Annotated in this window: 16 protein-coding genes and 1 tRNA gene; 5 read left to right on the top strand and 12 right to left on the bottom strand. The window is 72.8% G+C overall.

All coding sequences use genetic code 11. The features are described from left to right. Nucleotides 1–23: 23 nt before the first annotated feature. Nucleotides 24–722 carry an SDR family oxidoreductase gene (locus FQY64_RS08905; RefSeq protein WP_146473913.1) on the bottom strand — a complete coding sequence of 233 codons (699 nt, stop codon included), beginning with the start codon at nt 720–722 and terminating at the stop codon, nt 24–26. 148 nt (nt 723–870) lie between these two features. Here FQY64_RS08905 and FQY64_RS08900 point away from each other — a divergent pair, with 148 nt between their 5' ends. Together FQY64_RS08900 and FQY64_RS08895 are read left to right on the top strand one after the other, a co-directional pair. After that, on the top strand, nt 871–3750 hold the full coding sequence (locus FQY64_RS08900) for a M16 family metallopeptidase (protein WP_229814859.1): 2880 nt from the start codon (nt 871–873) through the stop codon (nt 3748–3750). Between the two features lie 564 nt (nt 3751–4314). Then, complete coding sequence (locus FQY64_RS08895; RefSeq protein WP_146473912.1) at nt 4315–5832, top strand: ArnT family glycosyltransferase; 1518 nt, start codon at nt 4315–4317, stop codon at nt 5830–5832. On the opposite strand, the gene FQY64_RS08890 is transcribed toward FQY64_RS08895, so the two are convergent. The 5 genes from FQY64_RS08890 to bioB all read right to left on the bottom strand — a co-directional run bounded on the left by FQY64_RS08890 (nt 5786) and on the right by bioB (nt 10968). Next, on the bottom strand, nt 5786–6754 hold the full coding sequence (locus tag FQY64_RS08890; RefSeq protein ID WP_146473911.1) for a multidrug resistance efflux transporter family protein: 969 nt from the start codon (nt 6752–6754) through the stop codon (nt 5786–5788). The two genes, FQY64_RS08895 and FQY64_RS08890, sit on opposite strands and share 47 nt — an antisense overlap. Further along, nucleotides 6751–7656, bottom strand: a complete 906-nt coding sequence (gene bioC / locus FQY64_RS08885; RefSeq protein ID WP_146473910.1) for a malonyl-ACP O-methyltransferase BioC — start codon at nt 7654–7656, stop codon at nt 6751–6753. The genes FQY64_RS08890 and bioC overlap by 4 nt, the downstream gene beginning before the upstream one ends. Further along, nucleotides 7653–8525, bottom strand: coding sequence for a pimeloyl-ACP methyl ester esterase BioH (gene bioH / locus FQY64_RS08880; protein WP_146473909.1), 873 nt, complete (start codon nt 8523–8525; stop codon nt 7653–7655). The genes bioC and bioH overlap by 4 nt, the downstream gene beginning before the upstream one ends. A 194-nt stretch (nt 8526–8719) precedes the next feature. Continuing rightward, entirely contained in the window at nt 8720–9922 is a 1203-nt protein-coding gene (gene bioF, locus FQY64_RS08875; RefSeq protein WP_146473908.1) for an 8-amino-7-oxononanoate synthase, read from the bottom strand. A 2-nt stretch (nt 9923–9924) separates the two neighbouring features. Continuing rightward, the gene (gene bioB / locus FQY64_RS08870) at nt 9925–10968 is read right to left on the bottom strand and encodes a biotin synthase BioB (protein ID WP_146473907.1); all 1044 of its coding nucleotides are present in this window, start codon (nt 10966–10968) and stop codon (nt 9925–9927) included. Between the two features lie 103 nt (nt 10969–11071). On the opposite strand from bioB, the gene FQY64_RS08865 reads away from it, so the two are divergent. After that, complete coding sequence (locus FQY64_RS08865) at nt 11072–11764, top strand: ComF family protein (RefSeq protein WP_146473906.1); 693 nt, start codon at nt 11072–11074, stop codon at nt 11762–11764. A gap of 10 nt (nt 11765–11774) precedes the next feature. On the opposite strand, the gene FQY64_RS08860 is transcribed toward FQY64_RS08865, so the two are convergent. From FQY64_RS08860 to ubiA, 3 genes are all read right to left on the bottom strand, one after another. Next, a complete protein-coding gene (locus tag FQY64_RS08860) occupies nt 11775–12290 on the bottom strand; it encodes a Rid family hydrolase (RefSeq protein WP_146473905.1) in 516 nt (171 codons plus the stop codon). Between the two features lie 176 nt (nt 12291–12466). Further along, the gene (locus tag FQY64_RS08855) at nt 12467–13891 is read right to left on the bottom strand and encodes a short-chain fatty acid transporter (protein WP_186760907.1); all 1425 of its coding nucleotides are present in this window, start codon (nt 13889–13891) and stop codon (nt 12467–12469) included. A gap of 88 nt (nt 13892–13979) precedes the next feature. Next, the gene (gene ubiA / locus FQY64_RS08850; protein ID WP_146473904.1) at nt 13980–14888 is read right to left on the bottom strand and encodes a 4-hydroxybenzoate octaprenyltransferase; all 909 of its coding nucleotides are present in this window, start codon (nt 14886–14888) and stop codon (nt 13980–13982) included. A gap of 107 nt (nt 14889–14995) precedes the next feature. Between ubiA and FQY64_RS08845 the strand changes: the two genes are divergently transcribed. After that, a tRNA-Arg gene (locus FQY64_RS08845) sits at nt 14996–15072 on the top strand. 71 nt (nt 15073–15143) lie between these two features. On the opposite strand, the gene FQY64_RS08840 is transcribed toward FQY64_RS08845, so the two are convergent. The 3 genes from FQY64_RS08840 to arfB form a co-directional block, all read right to left on the bottom strand. Beyond that, nucleotides 15144–15866, bottom strand: a complete 723-nt coding sequence (locus tag FQY64_RS08840; protein WP_146473903.1) for a pseudouridine synthase — start codon at nt 15864–15866, stop codon at nt 15144–15146. Between the two features lie 137 nt (nt 15867–16003). Next, complete coding sequence (locus tag FQY64_RS08835) at nt 16004–16603, bottom strand: 1-acyl-sn-glycerol-3-phosphate acyltransferase (RefSeq protein ID WP_146473902.1); 600 nt, start codon at nt 16601–16603, stop codon at nt 16004–16006. Between the two features lie 10 nt (nt 16604–16613). Beyond that, complete coding sequence (arfB, locus tag FQY64_RS08830) at nt 16614–17030, bottom strand: alternative ribosome rescue aminoacyl-tRNA hydrolase ArfB (protein WP_146473901.1); 417 nt, start codon at nt 17028–17030, stop codon at nt 16614–16616. A 100-nt stretch (nt 17031–17130) separates the two neighbouring features. On the opposite strand from arfB, the gene FQY64_RS08825 reads away from it, so the two are divergent. After that, nucleotides 17131–17619, top strand: a complete 489-nt coding sequence (locus FQY64_RS08825) for a DUF2059 domain-containing protein (protein WP_186760906.1) — start codon at nt 17131–17133, stop codon at nt 17617–17619. The last annotated feature ends 6 nt before the right edge of the window (nt 17620–17625 follow it).

Below are 17625 nucleotides of genomic sequence, written 5' to 3'. Positions count from 1 at the left end.
CTCGCGGCCCTATCGAGCGTGGCTCACCACCCCAGCCGCTCGCCGTCGTACTGGAAAAACCCGCCGCTGTCGGACAGCGCGAGGCGGTCGAGCGTGCGCAGCATCGCCGCCACCGAGTCTTGCGGCAGCAGGGGCGCGCGTTCGCCGCCCATCGCGGTGCGCACCCAGCCCGGGTTGAGCGCGTACACCGCGATGCCGCGCTCGCGCAGCGCGTGCGCCAGTTGCACGACCGCCATGTTGAGCGCGGCCTTGGAGATCGCGTAGCTCGGCGTGCCGAAGCGGGCGGTGGCCGACATCGCCCCCAGGCTGGAGCCGATGGCCGCCACCTTCGCGCCCGGCGCCAGCCGCGCGGCCAGCGCCTGGGTCAGCAGGAACGGGCCGGCGGCGTTGGTGCGGAACGCGCTGTCCAGATCGCGCGCGGCGACCGTCCCGAAGCGCTCGCCGGACGCCATCACGCCGGCGTTGTGGACCAGCAGGTCCAGTCCGTGCTCGTCGGCGAGCGGCAGCTCGCGCGCCAGTTCCGCATGCGAGCGCGGATCGGCGACGTCGAGCGGCAGCACGTGCAGGCGGCCCGGGTGCTCGCCGCTCAGCCGGTTCAGGTCGTGGGCCTGCGCCGGTCGGCGCGCGGTGGCGACCACGCGGTCGCCGCGGGCCAGGAGCTGGCGCACGAACTCGAGGCCGAGACCGCGATTGGCGCCGGTGACGAGGCAATGTCGGGTCATGACGTGACGGAAGGGCGGGATGCCGAGTCTACGCGCGCCCCGCGGACCGGCGCCTGCACGCCACCCCACCCAACCAACGACCTAGTGCCGCGCCCGCGTGAGGCCCTACCATCGGCGGTCGCCTTTCCGGTACCGCCAAGGAGTCCGCATGAATCGCATGGAGTTCCGCCCCGTCCGTCTCCGCGCCGCCACGCTCGCGCTCGCGCTGTCGGCCACGCTCGCCGGCGTCGCCTTCGCGCCGATGCCGGTCCACGCCGAAGCCGCGCAGGCGGCCAGCGTGTCGATCCCGTACGAGGAGTTCACCCTGCCGAACGGCTTGCGCGTGATCGTGCACACCGACCGCAAGGCGCCGGTGGTGGCGGTCAACCTCTGGTACCACGTCGGCAGCAAGAACGAGACGCCCGGCCGCACCGGCTTCGCGCACCTGTTCGAGCACCTGATGTTCCAGGGCAGCGAGAACTACCGCGGCGAGTTCTTCGAGCCGTTCGAGCTGGTCGGCGCCACCGACCAGAACGGCACCACCAACCAGGACCGCACCAACTACTTCCAGAACGTGCCGACCAGCGCGCTCGACCTGGCGCTGTGGATGGAGTCGGACCGCATGGGCCACCTGCTCGGCGCGATCGACCAGAAGACGCTCGACGAGCAGCGCGGTGTGGTGCAGAACGAGAAGCGCCAGGGCGACAACCAGCCGTACGGCCGCCGCATCCTCGGCCGGCTGTTCGAGGCGCTGTATCCGCCCGGCCATCCGTACAGCTGGCAGACGATCGGTTCGATGGCCGACCTCAACGCGGCGACGCTCGAGGACGTCAAGACCTGGTTCAAGAGCTGGTACGGCCCGAACAACGCCGTGCTGGTGCTGGCCGGCGACATCGATGTCGCAACGGCGAAAGAGAAGGTCACCAAATACTTCGGCGACATCCCGGCCAGCGCCACGCTGCCGGACATGAAGACCAACATTCCCAAGCGCGCGCAGGACACCCGCGAGGAGATCGGCGACCGCGTGCCGCAGGAGCGCATCTACCGCGCCTGGGCGGTGGCCGAGAACGGCACCGACGACGCCACCCTGCTCGGCATCCTCGCCCAGATCCTCGGCGGCAGCGCGTCCTCGCGGCTGGACGCGCGCCTGGTGCACCAGGACAAGCTGGCCGACAACGTCGGCGCCTCGCTGTGGGACAGCGAGATCAGCGGCACGTTCTTCGTCACCGCCGACGTCAAGCAGGGCGTGGACGCGAAGAAGGTCGAGGCGATCATCGACGAGGAGCTCAAGCGCCTGATCGAACAGGGCCCGACCGCGGAGGAGCTGGAGCAGGCGCGCACCGCGCTGCGCGCCGCGTTCGTGCGCGGCATCGAGCGCATCGGCGGCTTCGGCGGCAAGTCCGACGTACTGGCCGCGTGCGCGGTGTTCGAAGGCAAGCCGGACTGCTACAAGCGCGAGCTCGACGTGCTGATGCGCGCCACCCCGGCGCAGATCCAGGCGGTCGGCCGCAAGTGGCTCGGCACCGGCTCGCACACCCTGCTGGTGAAGCCGAGCGAGACGCCGGCCGCCGCGCTGCCGGAGCGCCAGCTCGCCGCGCCGGCCACGCAGCCGGCCGCGCTGCCGAAGCCCGATCCGCGCTTCAGGACGGTCAAGACCGACGTCGACCGCAGCAAGGGGCCGCCGATGCCGGAGCGCTTCCCCGACCTCAAGTTCCCGGCGCTGCAGCGCGCCACGCTGTCCAACGGCATGCAGGTGGTGCTGGCCGAGCGCCACGAGACGCCGATCGTGCAACTGACGATCGAGTTCCCGGGCGGCTACACGGCGGACCTCGGCAAGAAGCTCGGCACCGCCAGCTTCACCATGGCGATGCTCGACGAAGGCGCCGGCGAGCTCGGCGCGCTGGACCTGGCCGCGCGGCGCGAGGCGCTCGGTGCCGAGATCGGCGCCGGCGCCGGTCTGGACAGCGCGTCGGTGACGCTGTCGGCGCTGACCGACAAGCTGGAGCCGTCGCTCGATCTGTTCGCCGACGTCGTGCGCCGCCCGCGCTTCGACGCCGCCGAGATGGAGCGCGTGCGCGCGCAGTGGATCGCCGGCATCAAGCAGGAGAAGGCGCGTCCGCAGACCGCCGCGCTGCGCGTGCTGCCGCCGCTGCTCTACGGCGAAGGGCACCCGTATGCGATTCCGTTCACCGGCTCGGGCACCGAGGAATCGATCGCCTCGCTGACCCGCGCCGACCTGGTCGACTTCCACCGCAACTGGCTGCAGCCGGACAAGGCGCGCATCATCGTGGTCGGCGACACCACGCTGGAGCGGATCGTGCCGCTGCTGGAGAAGCGCTTCGGCGACTGGAAAACCGCCCCCGACGCGCCGAAGCTGCCGCAGGTGACCGAGGCCGCGCGCCCGAACGGCAACCGCGTGTTCCTGGTCGACCAGCCCGGCGCGATCCAGACCAACATCTACGTCGCCCAGTTGATCCCGCCGACCGGACACGAGAAGACGATCGACTTCGACTTCGCCAACGGCGTGCTCGGCGGCGAGTTCAGCTCGCGCCTCAACATGAACCTGCGCGAGCAGAAGCACTGGGCGTACGGCTCCTACAGCAGCGCGCCGAACGCGCTCGGCCAGCGGCCGTGGATCGCCTCGGCGGCGGTGCAGGCGGACAAGACGGTGGAATCCATCGGCGAGCTGAAGAAGGAGATCGCCGCGTTCGCCAGCGGCGAGAAGCCCGCCACGCCGCAGGAGGTCGACAAGATCCGCGCCAGCAACACGCGCAGCCTGCCCGGCAGCTTCGAGACCGGCTCGGCGGTGCTCGGCATGATCGCCGCCAACCTGCGCTACGGGCGTCCGGACGACTACATCCTGCGCTACAAGGCGCGCAACGAGGCGATGACGCCGCAGGACGCGCAGGCGGCGGCGAAGACGCTCGATCCGAATGCGCTCACCTGGGTGGTGGTCGGCGATCTGAAGACGATCGAGCAGCCGGTGCGCGCCTTGAACCTCGGCGAGGTCAAGGTGATCGACGCCGACGGCCGGCCGGTGGCGAAGTAAGCCGCCGGCATCCGGTGGACCCGAGGCCCCTCCCCGCGAGGGGCCTCGTCGTTTCTGCGGACGGCCCCCCTTGCCCGCGCGGCGGGCAGGGGGCGGTCGGGAGGGGTGGGGCGGTGGCCGATGAAGGCTGGCGCCCGCTCGACCCCACCCAACCCTCCCCTGCATGCAGGGGAGGGCTTAGGGCGTGCGGCGTCGCGAACTTCTCCTCCCCTTGCCCGCGCAGGGCACAGGGGGGGCGGGAGGGGGGGGCGGTGGCCGATCAAGGCTGGCGCCCGCTCGACCCCACCCAACCCTCCCCTGCATGCAGGGGAGGGCTTAGGGCGTGCGGCGTCGCTAACTTCTCCTCCCCGTGCCCGCGCAGCGGGCAGGGGGTGGTCGGGAGGGGGTGGGGCGGTGGCCGATCAAGGTTGGCGCCCGCTCGACCCCACCCAACCCTCCCCTGCACACAGGGGAGGGCTTAGGGCGTGCGGCGTCGCTAACTTCTCCTCCCCTTGCCGGTGAACCAACGGCGCCGCCGGTGGTCCGATCCCGCGCCGCCCACGGCCGCTGCGCGACGCTCCCCGCATGCCCCTTCTGTTCCGTTCCCCCGCCTGGCGCATCGCCCTGCTCGCGCTGGTGCTGGCCCTGGGCTTCCTCGGCACGCGCGGGATCTGGGATCCTGACGAGGGCCGCTACACCAACGTCGCGCTCAACATGCTCGACAGCGGCGACTGGCTGAATCCGAAGCGCAGCCACGAGGTCGGGCACTGGACCAAGCCGCCGCTGACCTACTGGGCGATCGCCGCCAGCGTCGGCGTATTCGGCGCCAACCCGTGGGCGGCGCGGCTGCCGTCGGCGCTGGCCTATCTGCTGTGCGTCTGGCTGGCGTGGCGGGTGGCGCGGCGGCTGGCGCCCGGTGCGCAGGCGCAGGCCGCGCTCGCCTACGCGACGATGCTGTTGCCGTTCGGCGCGGCGCAGATGATCACCACCGACTTCCTGCTGGCCGCCGCCACCGGCACGGCGCTGTGGGCGTTCGTCGAGGCCCGCTTCGCGCCGCGAGCGCACCCGCTGCGCTGGCTGACGCTGATGTGGGCGGCGTTCGCGCTCGGTTTCCTGACCAAGGGGCCGCCGGCGCTGCTCGGGCTGCTTGTGGTGCTGGCGTTCGACTACGCGGTGCCCGATCGCCGACGCCATCGCGTGTTCCACTTCGCCGGCCTGGCGCTGTTCGTGGCGCTGGCGCTGCCGTGGTACGTCGCGGTGACGCTCGATCATCCCGGACTGCTGGCGTACTTCCTCGGCGACGAGGTGGTCGGCCGGGTGGCATCCAACGAGTTCGACCGCAACGGCGAGTGGTACGGCTGGCTGAAGGTGTACGGCCCCACGCTGCTGCTCGGCACGCTGCCGTGGACGCCGGCGCTGTGGCGCTGGCTGCGCGCGCTGCCGACGCAGGTGCGCGGCTGGCGCGATCCCGCCGTCCGCCACGCCGATGCCGCCGGGGTGATGCTGGCGCTGTGGGTGCTGCTGCCGCTGCTGGTGTTCTGCATCGCGCGCTCGCGGCTGCCGCTCTACGTGCTGCCGCTGTTCCTGCCGCTGGCGGTGATCGTGGCGCGGCAGCGGCAGGCCGAAGGCCGCGGGCTGCCGCGGCCGGCGCTCCTGACGCTGTGGGCCGCGCTGCTGCTGGCGCTGAAAGCCGCGGCCGCGTACTGGCCGACGCACAAGAACGCCGCCGCGTGGGCCGAGGCGATCCGCGCGCGCGCCGGCGGCGCGATCGGCGAGGTGGTGTTCGTCGAGGACATGGCGCGCTACGGCCTGCACCTTCATCTCGGCACCGGCACCCAGATCGAGAAGGTTTCGCTCGACCCGGAACCGGACTCGCGCTTCAACCCCGAGTACGACGAGACCCTCGCGCAGGAACTGGCCGAGCACGAGCCGGGGGTGGTCTGGGTCGCCAAGCAGGAACGCTGGCCGGAGCTGCGCCGGCGGATCGAGGCGCTCGGCTGGCGCGTGCATCCGCTCGGCACGCCGTACGAAGGGCGCGTGATGTTCCGGCTCGAGCCTACGGCGTCGGCGCCATCGGCCCCTGCCGCGCCGCCGCCCAACTGATCGCGACGATGCCGGCGACCACCAGCACGGCGCCGAGCGCCGCCTGTCCGCTCGGCCACGCCTCGCCCAGCCAGAGCGCGCCGAACGCGGTGGCGAACAGGATCTCCGCCGCCTGCATCGCCTCCGCCGCGGCGAGCGCGGTCGGTTCGCGACGCACCATGCCGGTGGCCTGGAAGAACAGCACGGTGGCGATCACGCCGGCGCCGAGCGCGACCCCGGCGGCCAGCGCCACCTGCCCGCCCGAAGGCGCACCGCTGCGCGCGAACGCGAACGCGGCCACCGCCCACCACAGCGGCTGGCTCGCCAGCGTCATGCCGAACACGCGCTGGGTGGCGTTGAGGTGCACGCCGGCGTGTTCCAGATGCAGCAGCAGGCCGCGGTTGCCGAGCGGATAGGCGAACGCCGACACCGCCACGCACACCAGCGCGATCCAGCCGGCGCGGTCGAGCGCGCCGCCGGCATGGCCCCACTGCATCAGCAGCACGCCGGCGACGATCACCAGCCCCGCCGCGAGCGCGGCACGCGGCACGCGCGCACGGTGGTCGCGGTACAGCAGCGGCGCGCACAGCATGCCGGCGATCACCGTGAGCTGGAACGTGCCGGCGACCAGCCACGACGGCCCGCTGTCGGCGGCATAGGCGAGCGTCAGGTAGAACAGCACGAAGCCGATCCCGCTCCACAGCAGCCACGGCCCGGGATGCGCGCGGAGCGCCCGCCACACCGGCGCGATCCCGCCCTGCCAGCGCATCAGCGGCAACAGCAGCGGCAGGGTGATGAGGTAACGCAGCGCGGCGGTCCACGCCCAGTGCCCGCCGTCCACCGCCGCCGCGCGGTTGAGCACGTAGGTGCTGGTGAAGAACAGCGCCGACAGCAGGGCGATCGCCACCGCGGCCAGCGCGGTGCGGCGGTGCGCGGCGCTCATCGGCGGCGCACCCGCAGGCTGGACACCGGCACCCGCACCTCGTCCACGCCGCCCACGCGGATCGGCGCGCCGGGCGGCGGGCCCCAGGCGTGGGCGTAGATCACTTCCCACGTCACCGGAAGTTCGCCTTCCGGCGTGCGCAGCGTTTCGTAGGCGGCCTCGGCGCGGGCGAAGCGCGCGCGCCCGGTGAGGCTGCGTCGGCGCGTGGTCAACGCGTTGGTGGCGCCGAGCGCGCGCAGCTCGCGCATCAGGCTGGCGAGATTCGGGTGGCCGAGCGCGAACACGTCGCGGTCGAGCACGGGGTCGCGGAAGCCGGCGCTCATCAGCGCATCGCCGAACTGCGCGATCGTGGCGAACGGGCTGACGTGCGGCGCCTCGTCGGCCTGCGCGAACGCCGCGCGCAGCTCCACCAGCGTGTCGGCGCCGAACGTCGACAGCAGCAGCAGCCCGTCCGGCCTGAGCACGCGGCGGAAGCCGGCGAACAGCGCCGGCAGGTCCTCGATCCACTGGATGCACAGGTTGGACACCAGCACATCGACGCTGGCATCCGGCAGCGGCAGCGCGCGCGCATCGGCGCACACCAGCGCCGGCGTGCGCTTCCACGGCAGCCGCTCGCGCAGCGGACGCGCGGCGAGGTGCTCGCGCGCGTGCGCCAGCATCGGCAGCGCAAGGTCGAGCGCGATCACCTGCGCGTCCGGCCAGCGGCGCTGCATCGCCAGCGCGGCGGTGCCGGGCCCACTGCCGACGTCGAGCACCCGGGAAGGCCGGCGCTCGCCGAGGTAGTCGAGCGATTCGAGCAGGCGCGCTTCGACCTCGCGCTGCAGGGCGGCCGCGCTTTCGTAGCTTTCCGCCGCGCGCGAGAACGCGCGCCGCACCTGGCGGTGGTCGAACACGTCGCTCATCGCCCATCGCCTTCTGCGGGAGCGGCTTCAGCCGCGACTTCCACACCCGGCGAACGCGCGGTCGCGGCTGAAGCCGCTCCTGCAGCCGCTCCGGCGGCCGCCGCGAACGCGCGCTGGGCGAAGCGGTCGATCGCCTGCGCGACCTCGTCGGCCGCGCCCAGAAACGGCGCGTGGCCGGCGTTGGCGATCGCCACGCTTTCGGATTCCGGCGCCAGCACCGCCGCAGCGGGCATCGCCCCGGCCGGCACCAGCCGGTCGCGGCGGCCGCTGATCCACAGGCTCGGCACCGGCAACGCCGGCAACTCGCCGCGCACGTCGGCGCGATCGAGCAGCGCCAGGCCCTCCAGCAGCGCGCGCGGCGCCGGCTCGCCGCGCAGGAACGCCTGCGCGCGCAGGCGGCGCAGTTCCTCCTGCGCGCTGGCCGAACCGAGCGCCTCCAGCGCCAGGAAACCGTCCAGCGTGCCGCGGAAATCGCGCTCCAGCGCCTCGGCGAATTCGCGGAACAGCGATGGCCGCACGCCGTGCGCCCAGTCCTCGCCGGCCACGAAGCGCGGCGAGGACGCCACCATCACCAGCCCGCGCGCGCGCGCCGGCGCGTGCTGCACGGTGCGCAGCGCGAACAGCCCGCCCAGCGACCAGCCCAGCCAGACCGCGTCGGGCACGGCGTCGGCCAGTTGCGGCGCAAGCGCATCAGGATCGAGCGGCAGCGCGCTGGCGCGCGCGTGGCCATGTCCGGGCAGGTCGATCAGGTGCAGCGTGTAGCGCGCGGCCAGGCGTTCGACCAGCGGCGCGAACAGGCCGCCGTGCATGGCCCAGCCGTGGATCAGCGCGATGGCCGGGCCGGTGCCGTGGGTTTCGATGTGGAGCATGGGTGGGGGGCAGGGAACGGGGAACGGGGAACGGGGAACGGGGAAGTGGGAAAGGGGAACAGGGAATCGGGAACAGGGAATGGGGAATGGGGAAGAAGCAGCCGTGAGCAGGGCACGACGAACGAAGCCCCTCTCCCGCCGCGCTGCGGCGGGAGAGGGGGTGGGGTGAGGGCGCCGCGCCGCAGGCGCGGCGGTCACGGCGTCGCCGGCGCCGCGCCGACCGCCTCCACCGCCCGCGCCAGCGCGTCCACCAGCCCGTCGATCTGCGCATCGCTGTGCGCGGCCGACAGCGTGACGCGGATGCGCGCCTGGCCTTCGGGCACGGTCGGCGGCCGGATCGCGCTGACCCAGTAGCCGGCGTCGAACACCGCGCGCGCCACCGCCAGCGTGCGCGCGTTGTCGCCGAACAGCAGCGGCTGGATCGGCGTGGGCGAATCCATCAGCGGCAGCCCATGCCGCTGCGCGCGGGCGCGGAAGCGCGCGGTCGCCTCGTGCAGGCGCTTGCGCAGCGCCGGCTGACGCTGCACCGCGCGCACCGCGCCGAGGCTGGCGGCCGCCAGCGCCGGCGGCAGCGCGGTGGTGTAGACGTACGGCCGCGCGGTTTCCTGGAAGTGCTGGATCAGCGCCTCCTCGCCGAGCAGCACCGCACCGAAGCCGCCCAGCGCCTTGCCGAGCGTGACCAGCAACAGCGGCACCTGCTCGGAGGTCCAGCCCGCATGGGCGACGCTGCCTCGCCCGTCCGGACCGATCACGCCGACACCGTGGGCGTCGTCGACGTACAGGATCGCGCGCTGGATGCGCGCGGCCAGCGCGAGCTGCTTCAGCGGCGCGATGTCGCCGTCCATGCTGAACACGCCGTCGGTGACCAGCATCGCCGCGCCGTCGGGATTGGCGCGCAACTGCCGCAGCGCGCCTTCGGCATCGCCGTGCGGATAGCGCGCCAGCCTGCAGCCGGCCAGGCGCGCGGCGTCGATCAGGCTGGCGTGGTTGAGGCGGTCCTGCACGCAGACGTCGCCATCGCCCAGCAGCGCCTGCACCGCGGCGAGGTTGGCCATGTAGCCGCAGCCGAACGCCAGCCCGCGCTCGTAGCCGAGCCACTGCGCCAGCTCGCGCTCGAGGTGCTCGTGCACCAGCGTGTGGCCGCTGACCAGGTGCGAGGCGGTGCCGCCGATGCCGTAGCGGTCCATCGCCTCCTGCGCCGAATGCAGGGTGAGCGGATGCTGGGCCAGGCCGAGGTAGTCGTTGCCGTTGAAGGCGACCACCCAACGCCCGTCCACCTGCGCGCGCACGCCCTGCCGGCGTTCGACCGTGCGGCGCACGCGCACCGCGTGCCGGGCCTCGCGCCCGGCGCGCGCCTCGGCGATCCGTTGCCGCAGATCCGGACGCGGCGCGCTCATGGCTACGCCGCGCAGGCCGGCGCCGGGCCGGCTTCGACGATGTCGGCGTGCACGGTGCCGCCGGTTTCCACCACCGGCATCGGCTTCAGGCCCAGCCGCGCGAACAGCGCCTGGTCGCGCTCGACGTCCGGATTGCCGGTGGTCAGCAGCTTCTCGCCGTAGAAGATCGAATTGGCGCCGGCGAGGAAGCACAGCGCCTGCAGCTCGTCGCTCATCGACTCGCGCCCGGCCGACAGCCGCACCATCGAACGCGGCATCAGCAGGCGCGCGACGGCGATCGTGCGCACGAACTCGAACGGATCCAGTTCCTTCGAAGTGCCCTTCTCGGCCAGCGGCGTGCCTTGCACTTCGACCAGCCGGTTGATCGGCACCGAATCCGGATGCGCCGGCAGGTTGGCGAGCGTGCGCAGGAACGCCGCGCGCTGGGCGCGCGTCTCGCCCATGCCGACGATGCCGCCGCAGCAGGTCTTCAGGCCGGCGTCGCGCACGTGTTCGAGCGTGTCGAGCCGGTCCTGGAATTCGCGGGTGTGGATGATCTCGCCGTAGAACTCCGGCGCGGTGTCGAGGTTGTGGTTGTAGTAGTCCAGCCCCGCGCCCTTCAGCGCCTGCGCCTGCTCGGCGCTGAGCATGCCGAGCGTGGCGCAGGTCTCCAGGCCGAGCGCCTTCACCTCGCGGATCATCGCCGCGACCTTGGGAATGTCGCGGTCCTTCGGCGAGCGCCACGCCGCGCCCATGCAGAAGCGGGTGGCGCCGGCGGCCTTGGCCTGCTTCGCCTTCTCCACCACCTGCTCGAGCTCCATCAGCTTGGTCGCCTGCACGCCGGTGTGGTAGCGCGCGGCCTGCGGGCAGTACGCGCAGTCCTCCGGGCAGCCGCCGGTCTTCACCGACAGCAGGGTGCTGACCTGCACCTCGGCCGGGTCGAAGTGGGCGCGATGCACGCTCGCGGCGCGGTGCAGCAGTTCGGGGAAGGGCAGGTCGAACAGCGCCTCGACCTCCGCCTGCGACCAGTCGTGGCGCACGGCGGGCAGTTCACTGAGCACGGGCATGGGCGAAATCCGAGGGACGCGGCGGGAAAGGCCGGGCAGTCTGGAAAGCATGCCGGACACTGTCAACCAAACGCCGGCGTCCGGAGTTGACGGCGGTCGAGGAATGGCGGCCGCCGGTCGGATCGCCGCCCTGCTGTTCCCGCCGCGCTGCCTGGTCTGCCGCGAACGCGGCGACGGGCGCGACCTCTGCGCCGCCTGCAGCGCGGCGCTGCCGTGGAACCGCCACGCCTGCCCGACCTGCGCCATCCCGCTGCCGCCCGCGCAGGCCGGGCAGGTCTGCGGCGCCTGCCTGCGCCGCGCGCCGCCGCAGCACGCCGCACGCGCCGCGTTCGTGTACCGGGACGCGCTGCGGCGGCTGCTGCCGCGCGCCAAGTTCCACGGCGATCTGGCGGCCGCGCGCCTGCTGGCGGGGCTGATGGCGGCGCTCTGGCGCGACGCCCCGCGTCCGCAGGCGATCGTCCCGGTCCCGTTGCACCGCGGCCGGCTGCGCGCACGCGGCTACGACCAGGCGCTGGAGCTGGCAGAACCGCTCGCCCGCGCGCTCGGCGTGCCGCTGCTGGCCGACGCCCTGTTGCGCCGCCGCGCCACCGCCGCACAGAGCGCGCTGACGGCCGCGCAGCGCCGCCGCAACCTGCGCGATGCCTTCGCGGTGCGCGCAGGTGCCGCGCTGCCCGCGCACGTGGCGGTGTTCGACGACGTCATGACCACCGGCGCCACCGCGCACGCCGCGGTGCGCGCGCTCAGGCGCGCCGGGGTCGAGCGCGTCGAGGTGTGGACCTGCGCGCGGGTCCCGTAGGCGGCAGTCTTCAGTCCGGCTTGCGCGCCTTCGGCGGCGCGATGGCCGCGCGCGGCCGCTTGCCGGAGCCGATCACCGCCACCGCCCGCAGTTCCACCACCGCGCCCGGCGCAAGCAGCGCGCTGGTGCCGACCGCGCTCCAGGCGGGGTAGTGGTCCGGGAAGTACTCGTGGTGGATCGGCGCCAGCTTCGTGAACTGGTCGCGGAACTGCGCCCCGTCCCTGGCGACGTGGAAGCTGGTGAGTTCGACCACGTCGGCCAGCGTCGCGCCGGCGCTGGCGAGATGCCGCTTCAGGTCCTCGAACATCCCGCGCACCTTCGCCTCGTAGCTGTCGCCGCGCACGGCCGGAATGCCGGACACGATCACCGTGTCGCCCACTTTCAGCACCGGCGTGTAGTGCCAGTCGTGATACGCCGCTTCCAGCCCGCGCGGTGCGAAGTGCTCGCGGGTCGGCGCGTTCTGCGCGAGCGCCGGCACCGCGGCGACGAACGCCAGGGTGGCCAGCAGCCAGGGGTTCGGTCTCATCGCATTTCTCCTGGGACGTCGGCACAGCGTGAGGAAGGCGCGTCCGCGTCGCGCGAGGCTCGGGCCAGCGCGGAACGCAAACGTGTCGGAAGCGGATACCGGAGCAGACGGCCAGCCTCGCGCGAGCGACCGCGTCCGCCCTGTGCCTGAAGTCATCGCCGTGCGGGGAGGCGTGCTCAGGGCGCGACCGGCGGCACGTAGTCGAGCGTCAGCCCGAACAGCCACAGCATCAGCAGCACCAGCGGCACGTGCACGACGAACTGCACGAAGGTGAAGCCGACGATGTCGCGCGCCTTCAGCCCGAGCACGCCCAGCAGCGGCAGCATCCAGAACGGATTGATGAGATTCGGCAGCGCCTCGGCGGCGTTGTAGATCTGCACGGTCCAGCCCAGGTGCACCCGCAGCGCGTTGGCCGCCTCCATCACGTACGGCGCCTCGATGATCCACTTGCCGCCCCCGGACGGCACGAAGAAGCCGAGCACCGCCGAGTAGGCGCCGATCACCGGCGCGAAGCTGTCCTGCGTGGCCACCCGCACGAACAGCTCCGACAGCCGGTGCGCCAACGTCTGCCCGTCCGCGCCCGGCACCTGCGTCAGCACGGTCGCGATCACGCCGTACAGCGGGAACTGCACCAGCACGCCGGCCGTGCCCGGCACCGCGCGGTTGACCGCATCGAGGAAGCCGCGCGGCCGGCCGTGCAGCAGCAGGCCGAGCGAGAGGAACAGCAGGTTGTAGGTGTTGAGGTCGGCGATCACCTGCGCCCACGGCGCGGAAGCGAAGCGGTAGCCGAGCCAGCCGAACGCCAGCAGCGACAGCAGCACGGTCAGCAGCGGACTGAACTCCAGCCATTCGCCCGGCCGCGTGCGCGACGCGGGCGGCGCCTGCGCCTCGAGCCGCGCGTCGGCGAAGTCCGCCGCGGTGCGCGCCTGCGCCGCACCCGGCGCGGTCCACCACGCGAGCGCCGCCGACACCGCGATCAGCACCGCCGTCAGCGCCAGCGACTGCCACAGGAAGATCGTCTGCGTGAACGGCAGCACGCCGGTGATCTCCAGCAGCCCCGGCGGCATGCTCGCCGGATTGGCCTGCAACTGCGCGGCCGAGGAGCTGAGTCCCATCGCCCACACCGAGCCGAGCCCCAGGTACGCCGCCGCGCCCGCGGCGCGGTAATCCATCGCCAGCCCGGTGCGCTTCGCCAGCGCGCGCACCAGCAGCCCGCTGAACACCAGCGAGAAGCCCCACGACAGCAATGAGGTCAGCATGCTCGCCAGCGCCACGAACGTCACCGCGCCGCGACCGCTGCGCGGCCACCGCGCCAGCCGCTCGATCATGCGTGCGACCGGCGGCGCGCTCGCCAGCACGTAACCGCCGATCACCACGAACGCCATCTGCATGGTGAACGGAATCAGGCTCCAGAAGCCGCTGCCGAACGCCTCCACCGTGGCCTTGGGCGAAGCGCCGGTCGCCAGCGCCGCCGCCGCGACCAGCACCACCCCAAGCGCGGCGAACACCCACGCATCGGGAAACCAGCGCTCGGCCCAGGCCGCACAGCGCAGCGCGGCGCGTACCGTCCAGGGATCGGAAGTCGCGATGTCTGCGCTCACCTCGTGCCCTCGCTCGTTTTCTTTTCCCTCTCCCCCACGCGTGGGGGAGAGGGTTGGGGTGAGGGGGCCCGCGCCGCAGGCGCGGGGCTCACCTTCCCGCCCCGCCCTCCCACAACGCCGCCGCGATCCCGGCGAACACCACCAACCCCACCCACTGGTTGTGCAGGAACGCGCGGAAGCAGCCCTCGCGATCGCGCCCGCGCGCCTGCCGGAACTCCCACGCCACCAACAGCACCGCCACGCCGAGCGCCGCCCAGTACGGCCCCCCGAGCTGCGCCTGCCGCCCCACCAGCGCCAGCGCGGCGAGGAACAGCGCGTACAGCACGCCCTGCGCGACCAGATCCAGATCGCCGAACAGGATCGCGGTCGACTTCGCGCCCATGCGCACATCGTCGTCGCGGTCGACCATCGCGTACCAAGTGTCGTACGCCGTGGTCCAGAAGATGTTGGCGACGTACAGAAGCCACGCCAGCGGCGGCACCGTGCCCTGCACCGCGGCGAACGCCATCGGGATGCCCCAGCCGAACGCGAGCCCGAGGTACACCTGCGGAAAGTAGGTGTAGCGCTTGAGATACGGGTACGTCGCCGCCAGCGCCACGCCGCCGAAGCTCAGCAGCGCCGTCAGCCGGTTCAACGTCAGCACCAGCGCGAACGCCGCCAGCATCAGCACCGCGAACAGCGCCAGCGCCTCGCGCCCGCGCACCGCGCCGGTCGCCAGCGGCCGCCCCTTCGTGCGCTCGACGTGCGGATCGAGCCAGCGGTCGGCGTAGTCGTTGATCACGCAGCCGGCCGAGCGCGTCAGCCACACGCCGGCGCTGAACACCGCCAGCGTCCACAGCGGCGGAACACCGCCCGCCGCCAGCCACAGCCCCCACCAGGTCGGCCACAGCAGCAGCAGCCAGCCGATCGGCCGGTCGCCGCGCACCAGCGCCCAGTACAACCGCGCGCGCTGTCGCCACGCCGGCTCGGGGCGCGCCTCGTATCGCTCGTAACCCATGCGCGAAGCTTAATCCGCCCGCCCCCGCGCCGCGCCCCTCGCCCGGCCGCCGCCGATTGCGGCTAGAATGCGCCTCCCGCGGCGCAACGCCGCGGCCGCAGCACCACGCGCCCGTAGCTCAGCCGGATAGAGTAGCGGCTTCCGAAGCCGTTGGTCGGGGGTTCGAATCCCTCCGGGCGCGCCATCTCACACACCGCGGAATGCTCATTCCCGACGCGCGTCGCGGCCCGCCGGCAACGTTCACCGGCGCAAGGGTCATGGCGGTGCGGTGTCGAGGTCGAACAGGGTCAGCGCGCGGCGGAACTCGGCGTCCAGCGGCGCTTCGACCGCGATGCGGCGGTCTTCGTGCGGATGCGGAAACGCCAGCCGCTCGGCGTGCAGCAGCATGCGGTGGATGCCCAGCGTGCGGAAATAGCGGTTGTGGCGGCCGTCGCCGTGGCTGGTGTCGCCGATCAGATGATGCGAGGCGTGCTTGAGATGACGGCGGATCTGGCGGAAACGCCCGGTCAGCGGCCAGGCGCGCAGCAGCGCGTAGCGCGAGGCGGGGAAGCCGTTGGCGGCGAACGGCAGTTCCGCCGTCGCCAGCCGCCGGAAGCGGGTGACCGCTTCGCGGCGGGTGGGTTTGCCGGGGCCGCCGTCGAGCGGGTGGTCGACCGTGAACTCCGCTTCCGGCCAGCCGCGGCATACCGCCAGATACGCCTTCTCGACCTCCCGTCCCATCATCGCCTGCCCCAGCCGCGAAGCGGTGTCGCGATCGAACGCCACCAGCAGGCAGCCGCTGGTGGCGCGGTCGAGGCGGTGCACCAGATGGATCGGCCGCGCGAACTGCGCACGCAGGCGGTCGGCGAGGAAATCGTCCTCGCCGCGCGCGAGCCTGCTGTCGTGGACCATCAGCCCGGCCGGCTTGCACACCACGGCGAATGCGCTCTCCTCGTGCAGGACGGGCAGCGGCGTCGCGGGGGCGGGGTCGGTCGGCATCGGGGTGGGGTTCGGGACGGGGGTGGGGGATTGGGGCGGGGCAACCGGACACGCCGCCGGAGCGTGTTCGAAGCGCGTCGCGCTGGCGGTCGCGATGCCTGTCCGGCGGATGCGATCCGGGCCGCGGCAACGGCCGCTCACGCGTCGTGGTTGCGCCCCTTGGAAACGCCGCGGAACCACGCGCGGATGCGCTCGATGTCGGCCTGCATGTCCTCCGTCAGCGGCAGCAGCGGGCCGATGCCGATCACCTTCCGTCCGTAGTGGAAGTAGGCCGGAAGCACCGGCACACCGGCGCCCTTGGCGATCTTCCAGAAGCCGGTTTTCCAGCGCTCGACCGGTTTGCGCGTGCCCTCCGGGGCGATCCCGAACCACAGGCGCTCGGCGCCGCGCAGCATCGCCACCGCCTGCTCGACGATGCCCTGCGGACGACTGCGGTCGACCGGGATCACGCCCAGCCGCCGCAGCACCAGCCCCAGCAGCGGCACGCGGAACAACGAATCCTTGCCGAGGATCTTGATGTCCAGGCCGAGCGCCAGTTTGGCGGCGAAGCCCCAGATGCCGTCCCAGTTGGACGAGTGCGGCGCGCCGATCAGCACCAGCCGCGGGACATCGGGGAAGTCGCCGATCATGCGCCATCCGCCCAGCCGCAGCACCGTGCGACCGAGCCAGCGGGTGAAGCGGTTGGGCCGCACGCGCGGCGCATTCGGCGGCAACGGCAGGACGACGTCGGACGTCATGCGGGGCGGTTCACTCCCAGTCGCGCGGATTGCGACCGCGCTTGATCGTAGCGCGCTGGCGCTTGTGCTCCAGCCGGCGCTGCTTGGCGGCGCGGGTGGGGCGGGTGGCGATGCGCGGCTTCGGCGCCTGCAGGCCCGCTTCCACGAAGGCCGCCAGCCGCGCCCGCGCGTCCTCGCGATTGCGCTCCTGGGTGCGGAATCGCTGCGCCTGGATCACCAGCACGCCCTCGACGGTGACGCGCCGGTCGCGCCGGGCGAGCAGGCGCGCGCGCACGTCCTCCGGCAGCGAGGGCGAGCCGGCGATGTCGAAACGCAGCTCCACCGCGGTCGAGAGCTTGTTGACGTTCTGCCCGCCCGGCCCCGCCGAACGCACGAAGCGTTCGGCCAGTTCGGCGTCGGGAATCGTGATCGGACCGATGCGCAGCATCCGCGCAGATTAGCCCACGCGCGTTCGGCCGCCGCGTTGACGGATGCCGCGCTGCGCCGCCAACATGCGGCCTCTTTCTGTCGATCAAGGAGGACCGAACATGCGCAAGCGCTGCACCCTCGTCCTGGCCCTGCTGCTCGCCGCGCCGCTGGCCCACGCCGTGCCGCCGACCGACGCCCAGCTCGACGCCCTGCACGAAGCCGCACGCACCGAGCGGCTGCTCGAGGAGATGTGGCCCCGCATCGAGGCCATGCAGCGCCAGATGCTGCAACAGGCGCTGCAGGGCCGCGAACACGACCCGGAAGCGCAGGCGCGCGCGCAGCGCAGCCTGGAGCGCGGCAACGCGGCGATGCGCAAGGCGCTGAGCTGGGAGCGCCTGCGGCCGCTGCTGCGCGACGTCTATCGCCGGCACCTGGAGGCCGAGGACGTCGAGGCCATCACCGCCTTCTACCGCACGCCCGCCGGGCAGAAGCTGCTCGACAAGGGCCCCGCGCTGATGCAGGCCTCGATGGAAGCGGTGCAGCCGCTGCTGATGGAGGTGCTCGGCGAGATGGAGAAGGAACTGCGCGCCGAGGCCGGATCGCCCTGATCCATC

Origin of the sequence: Vulcaniibacterium thermophilum, from assembly GCF_007923255.1 — a bacterium.
In the GTDB taxonomy this organism is placed as follows: Bacteria; Pseudomonadota; Gammaproteobacteria; order Xanthomonadales; family Xanthomonadaceae; genus Lysobacter_F; species Lysobacter_F thermophilum.
This window is presented reverse-complemented; position numbering and strand designations above follow the sequence as displayed.

What these genes read in the sequence shown, in the direction of transcription:
- FQY64_RS08905 (WP_146473913.1), bottom strand. Translation starts at nt 722, where the DNA reads ATGACCCGACATTGCCTCGTCACCGGCGCCAATCGCGGTCTCGGCCTC.
- FQY64_RS08900 (WP_229814859.1), top strand. Translation starts at nt 871, where the DNA reads ATGAATCGCATGGAGTTCCGCCCCGTCCGTCTCCGCGCCGCCACGCTC.
- FQY64_RS08895 (WP_146473912.1), top strand. Translation starts at nt 4,315, where the DNA reads ATGCCCCTTCTGTTCCGTTCCCCCGCCTGGCGCATCGCCCTGCTCGCG.
- FQY64_RS08890 (WP_146473911.1), bottom strand. Translation starts at nt 6,754, where the DNA reads ATGAGCGCCGCGCACCGCCGCACCGCGCTGGCCGCGGTGGCGATCGCC.
- bioC (WP_146473910.1), bottom strand. Translation starts at nt 7,656, where the DNA reads ATGAGCGACGTGTTCGACCACCGCCAGGTGCGGCGCGCGTTCTCGCGC.
- bioH (WP_146473909.1), bottom strand. Translation starts at nt 8,525, where the DNA reads ATGCTCCACATCGAAACCCACGGCACCGGCCCGGCCATCGCGCTGATC.
- bioF (WP_146473908.1), bottom strand. Translation starts at nt 9,922, where the DNA reads ATGAGCGCGCCGCGTCCGGATCTGCGGCAACGGATCGCCGAGGCGCGC.
- bioB (WP_146473907.1), bottom strand. Translation starts at nt 10,968, where the DNA reads ATGCCCGTGCTCAGTGAACTGCCCGCCGTGCGCCACGACTGGTCGCAG.
- FQY64_RS08865 (WP_146473906.1), top strand. Translation starts at nt 11,072, where the DNA reads ATGGCGGCCGCCGGTCGGATCGCCGCCCTGCTGTTCCCGCCGCGCTGC.
- FQY64_RS08860 (WP_146473905.1), bottom strand. Translation starts at nt 12,290, where the DNA reads ATGAGACCGAACCCCTGGCTGCTGGCCACCCTGGCGTTCGTCGCCGCG.
- ubiA (WP_146473904.1), bottom strand. Translation starts at nt 14,888, where the DNA reads ATGGGTTACGAGCGATACGAGGCGCGCCCCGAGCCGGCGTGGCGACAG.
- FQY64_RS08840 (WP_146473903.1), bottom strand. Translation starts at nt 15,866, where the DNA reads ATGCCGACCGACCCCGCCCCCGCGACGCCGCTGCCCGTCCTGCACGAG.
- FQY64_RS08835 (WP_146473902.1), bottom strand. Translation starts at nt 16,603, where the DNA reads ATGACGTCCGACGTCGTCCTGCCGTTGCCGCCGAATGCGCCGCGCGTG.
- arfB (WP_146473901.1), bottom strand. Translation starts at nt 17,030, where the DNA reads ATGCTGCGCATCGGTCCGATCACGATTCCCGACGCCGAACTGGCCGAA.
- FQY64_RS08825 (WP_186760906.1), top strand. Translation starts at nt 17,131, where the DNA reads ATGCGCAAGCGCTGCACCCTCGTCCTGGCCCTGCTGCTCGCCGCGCCG.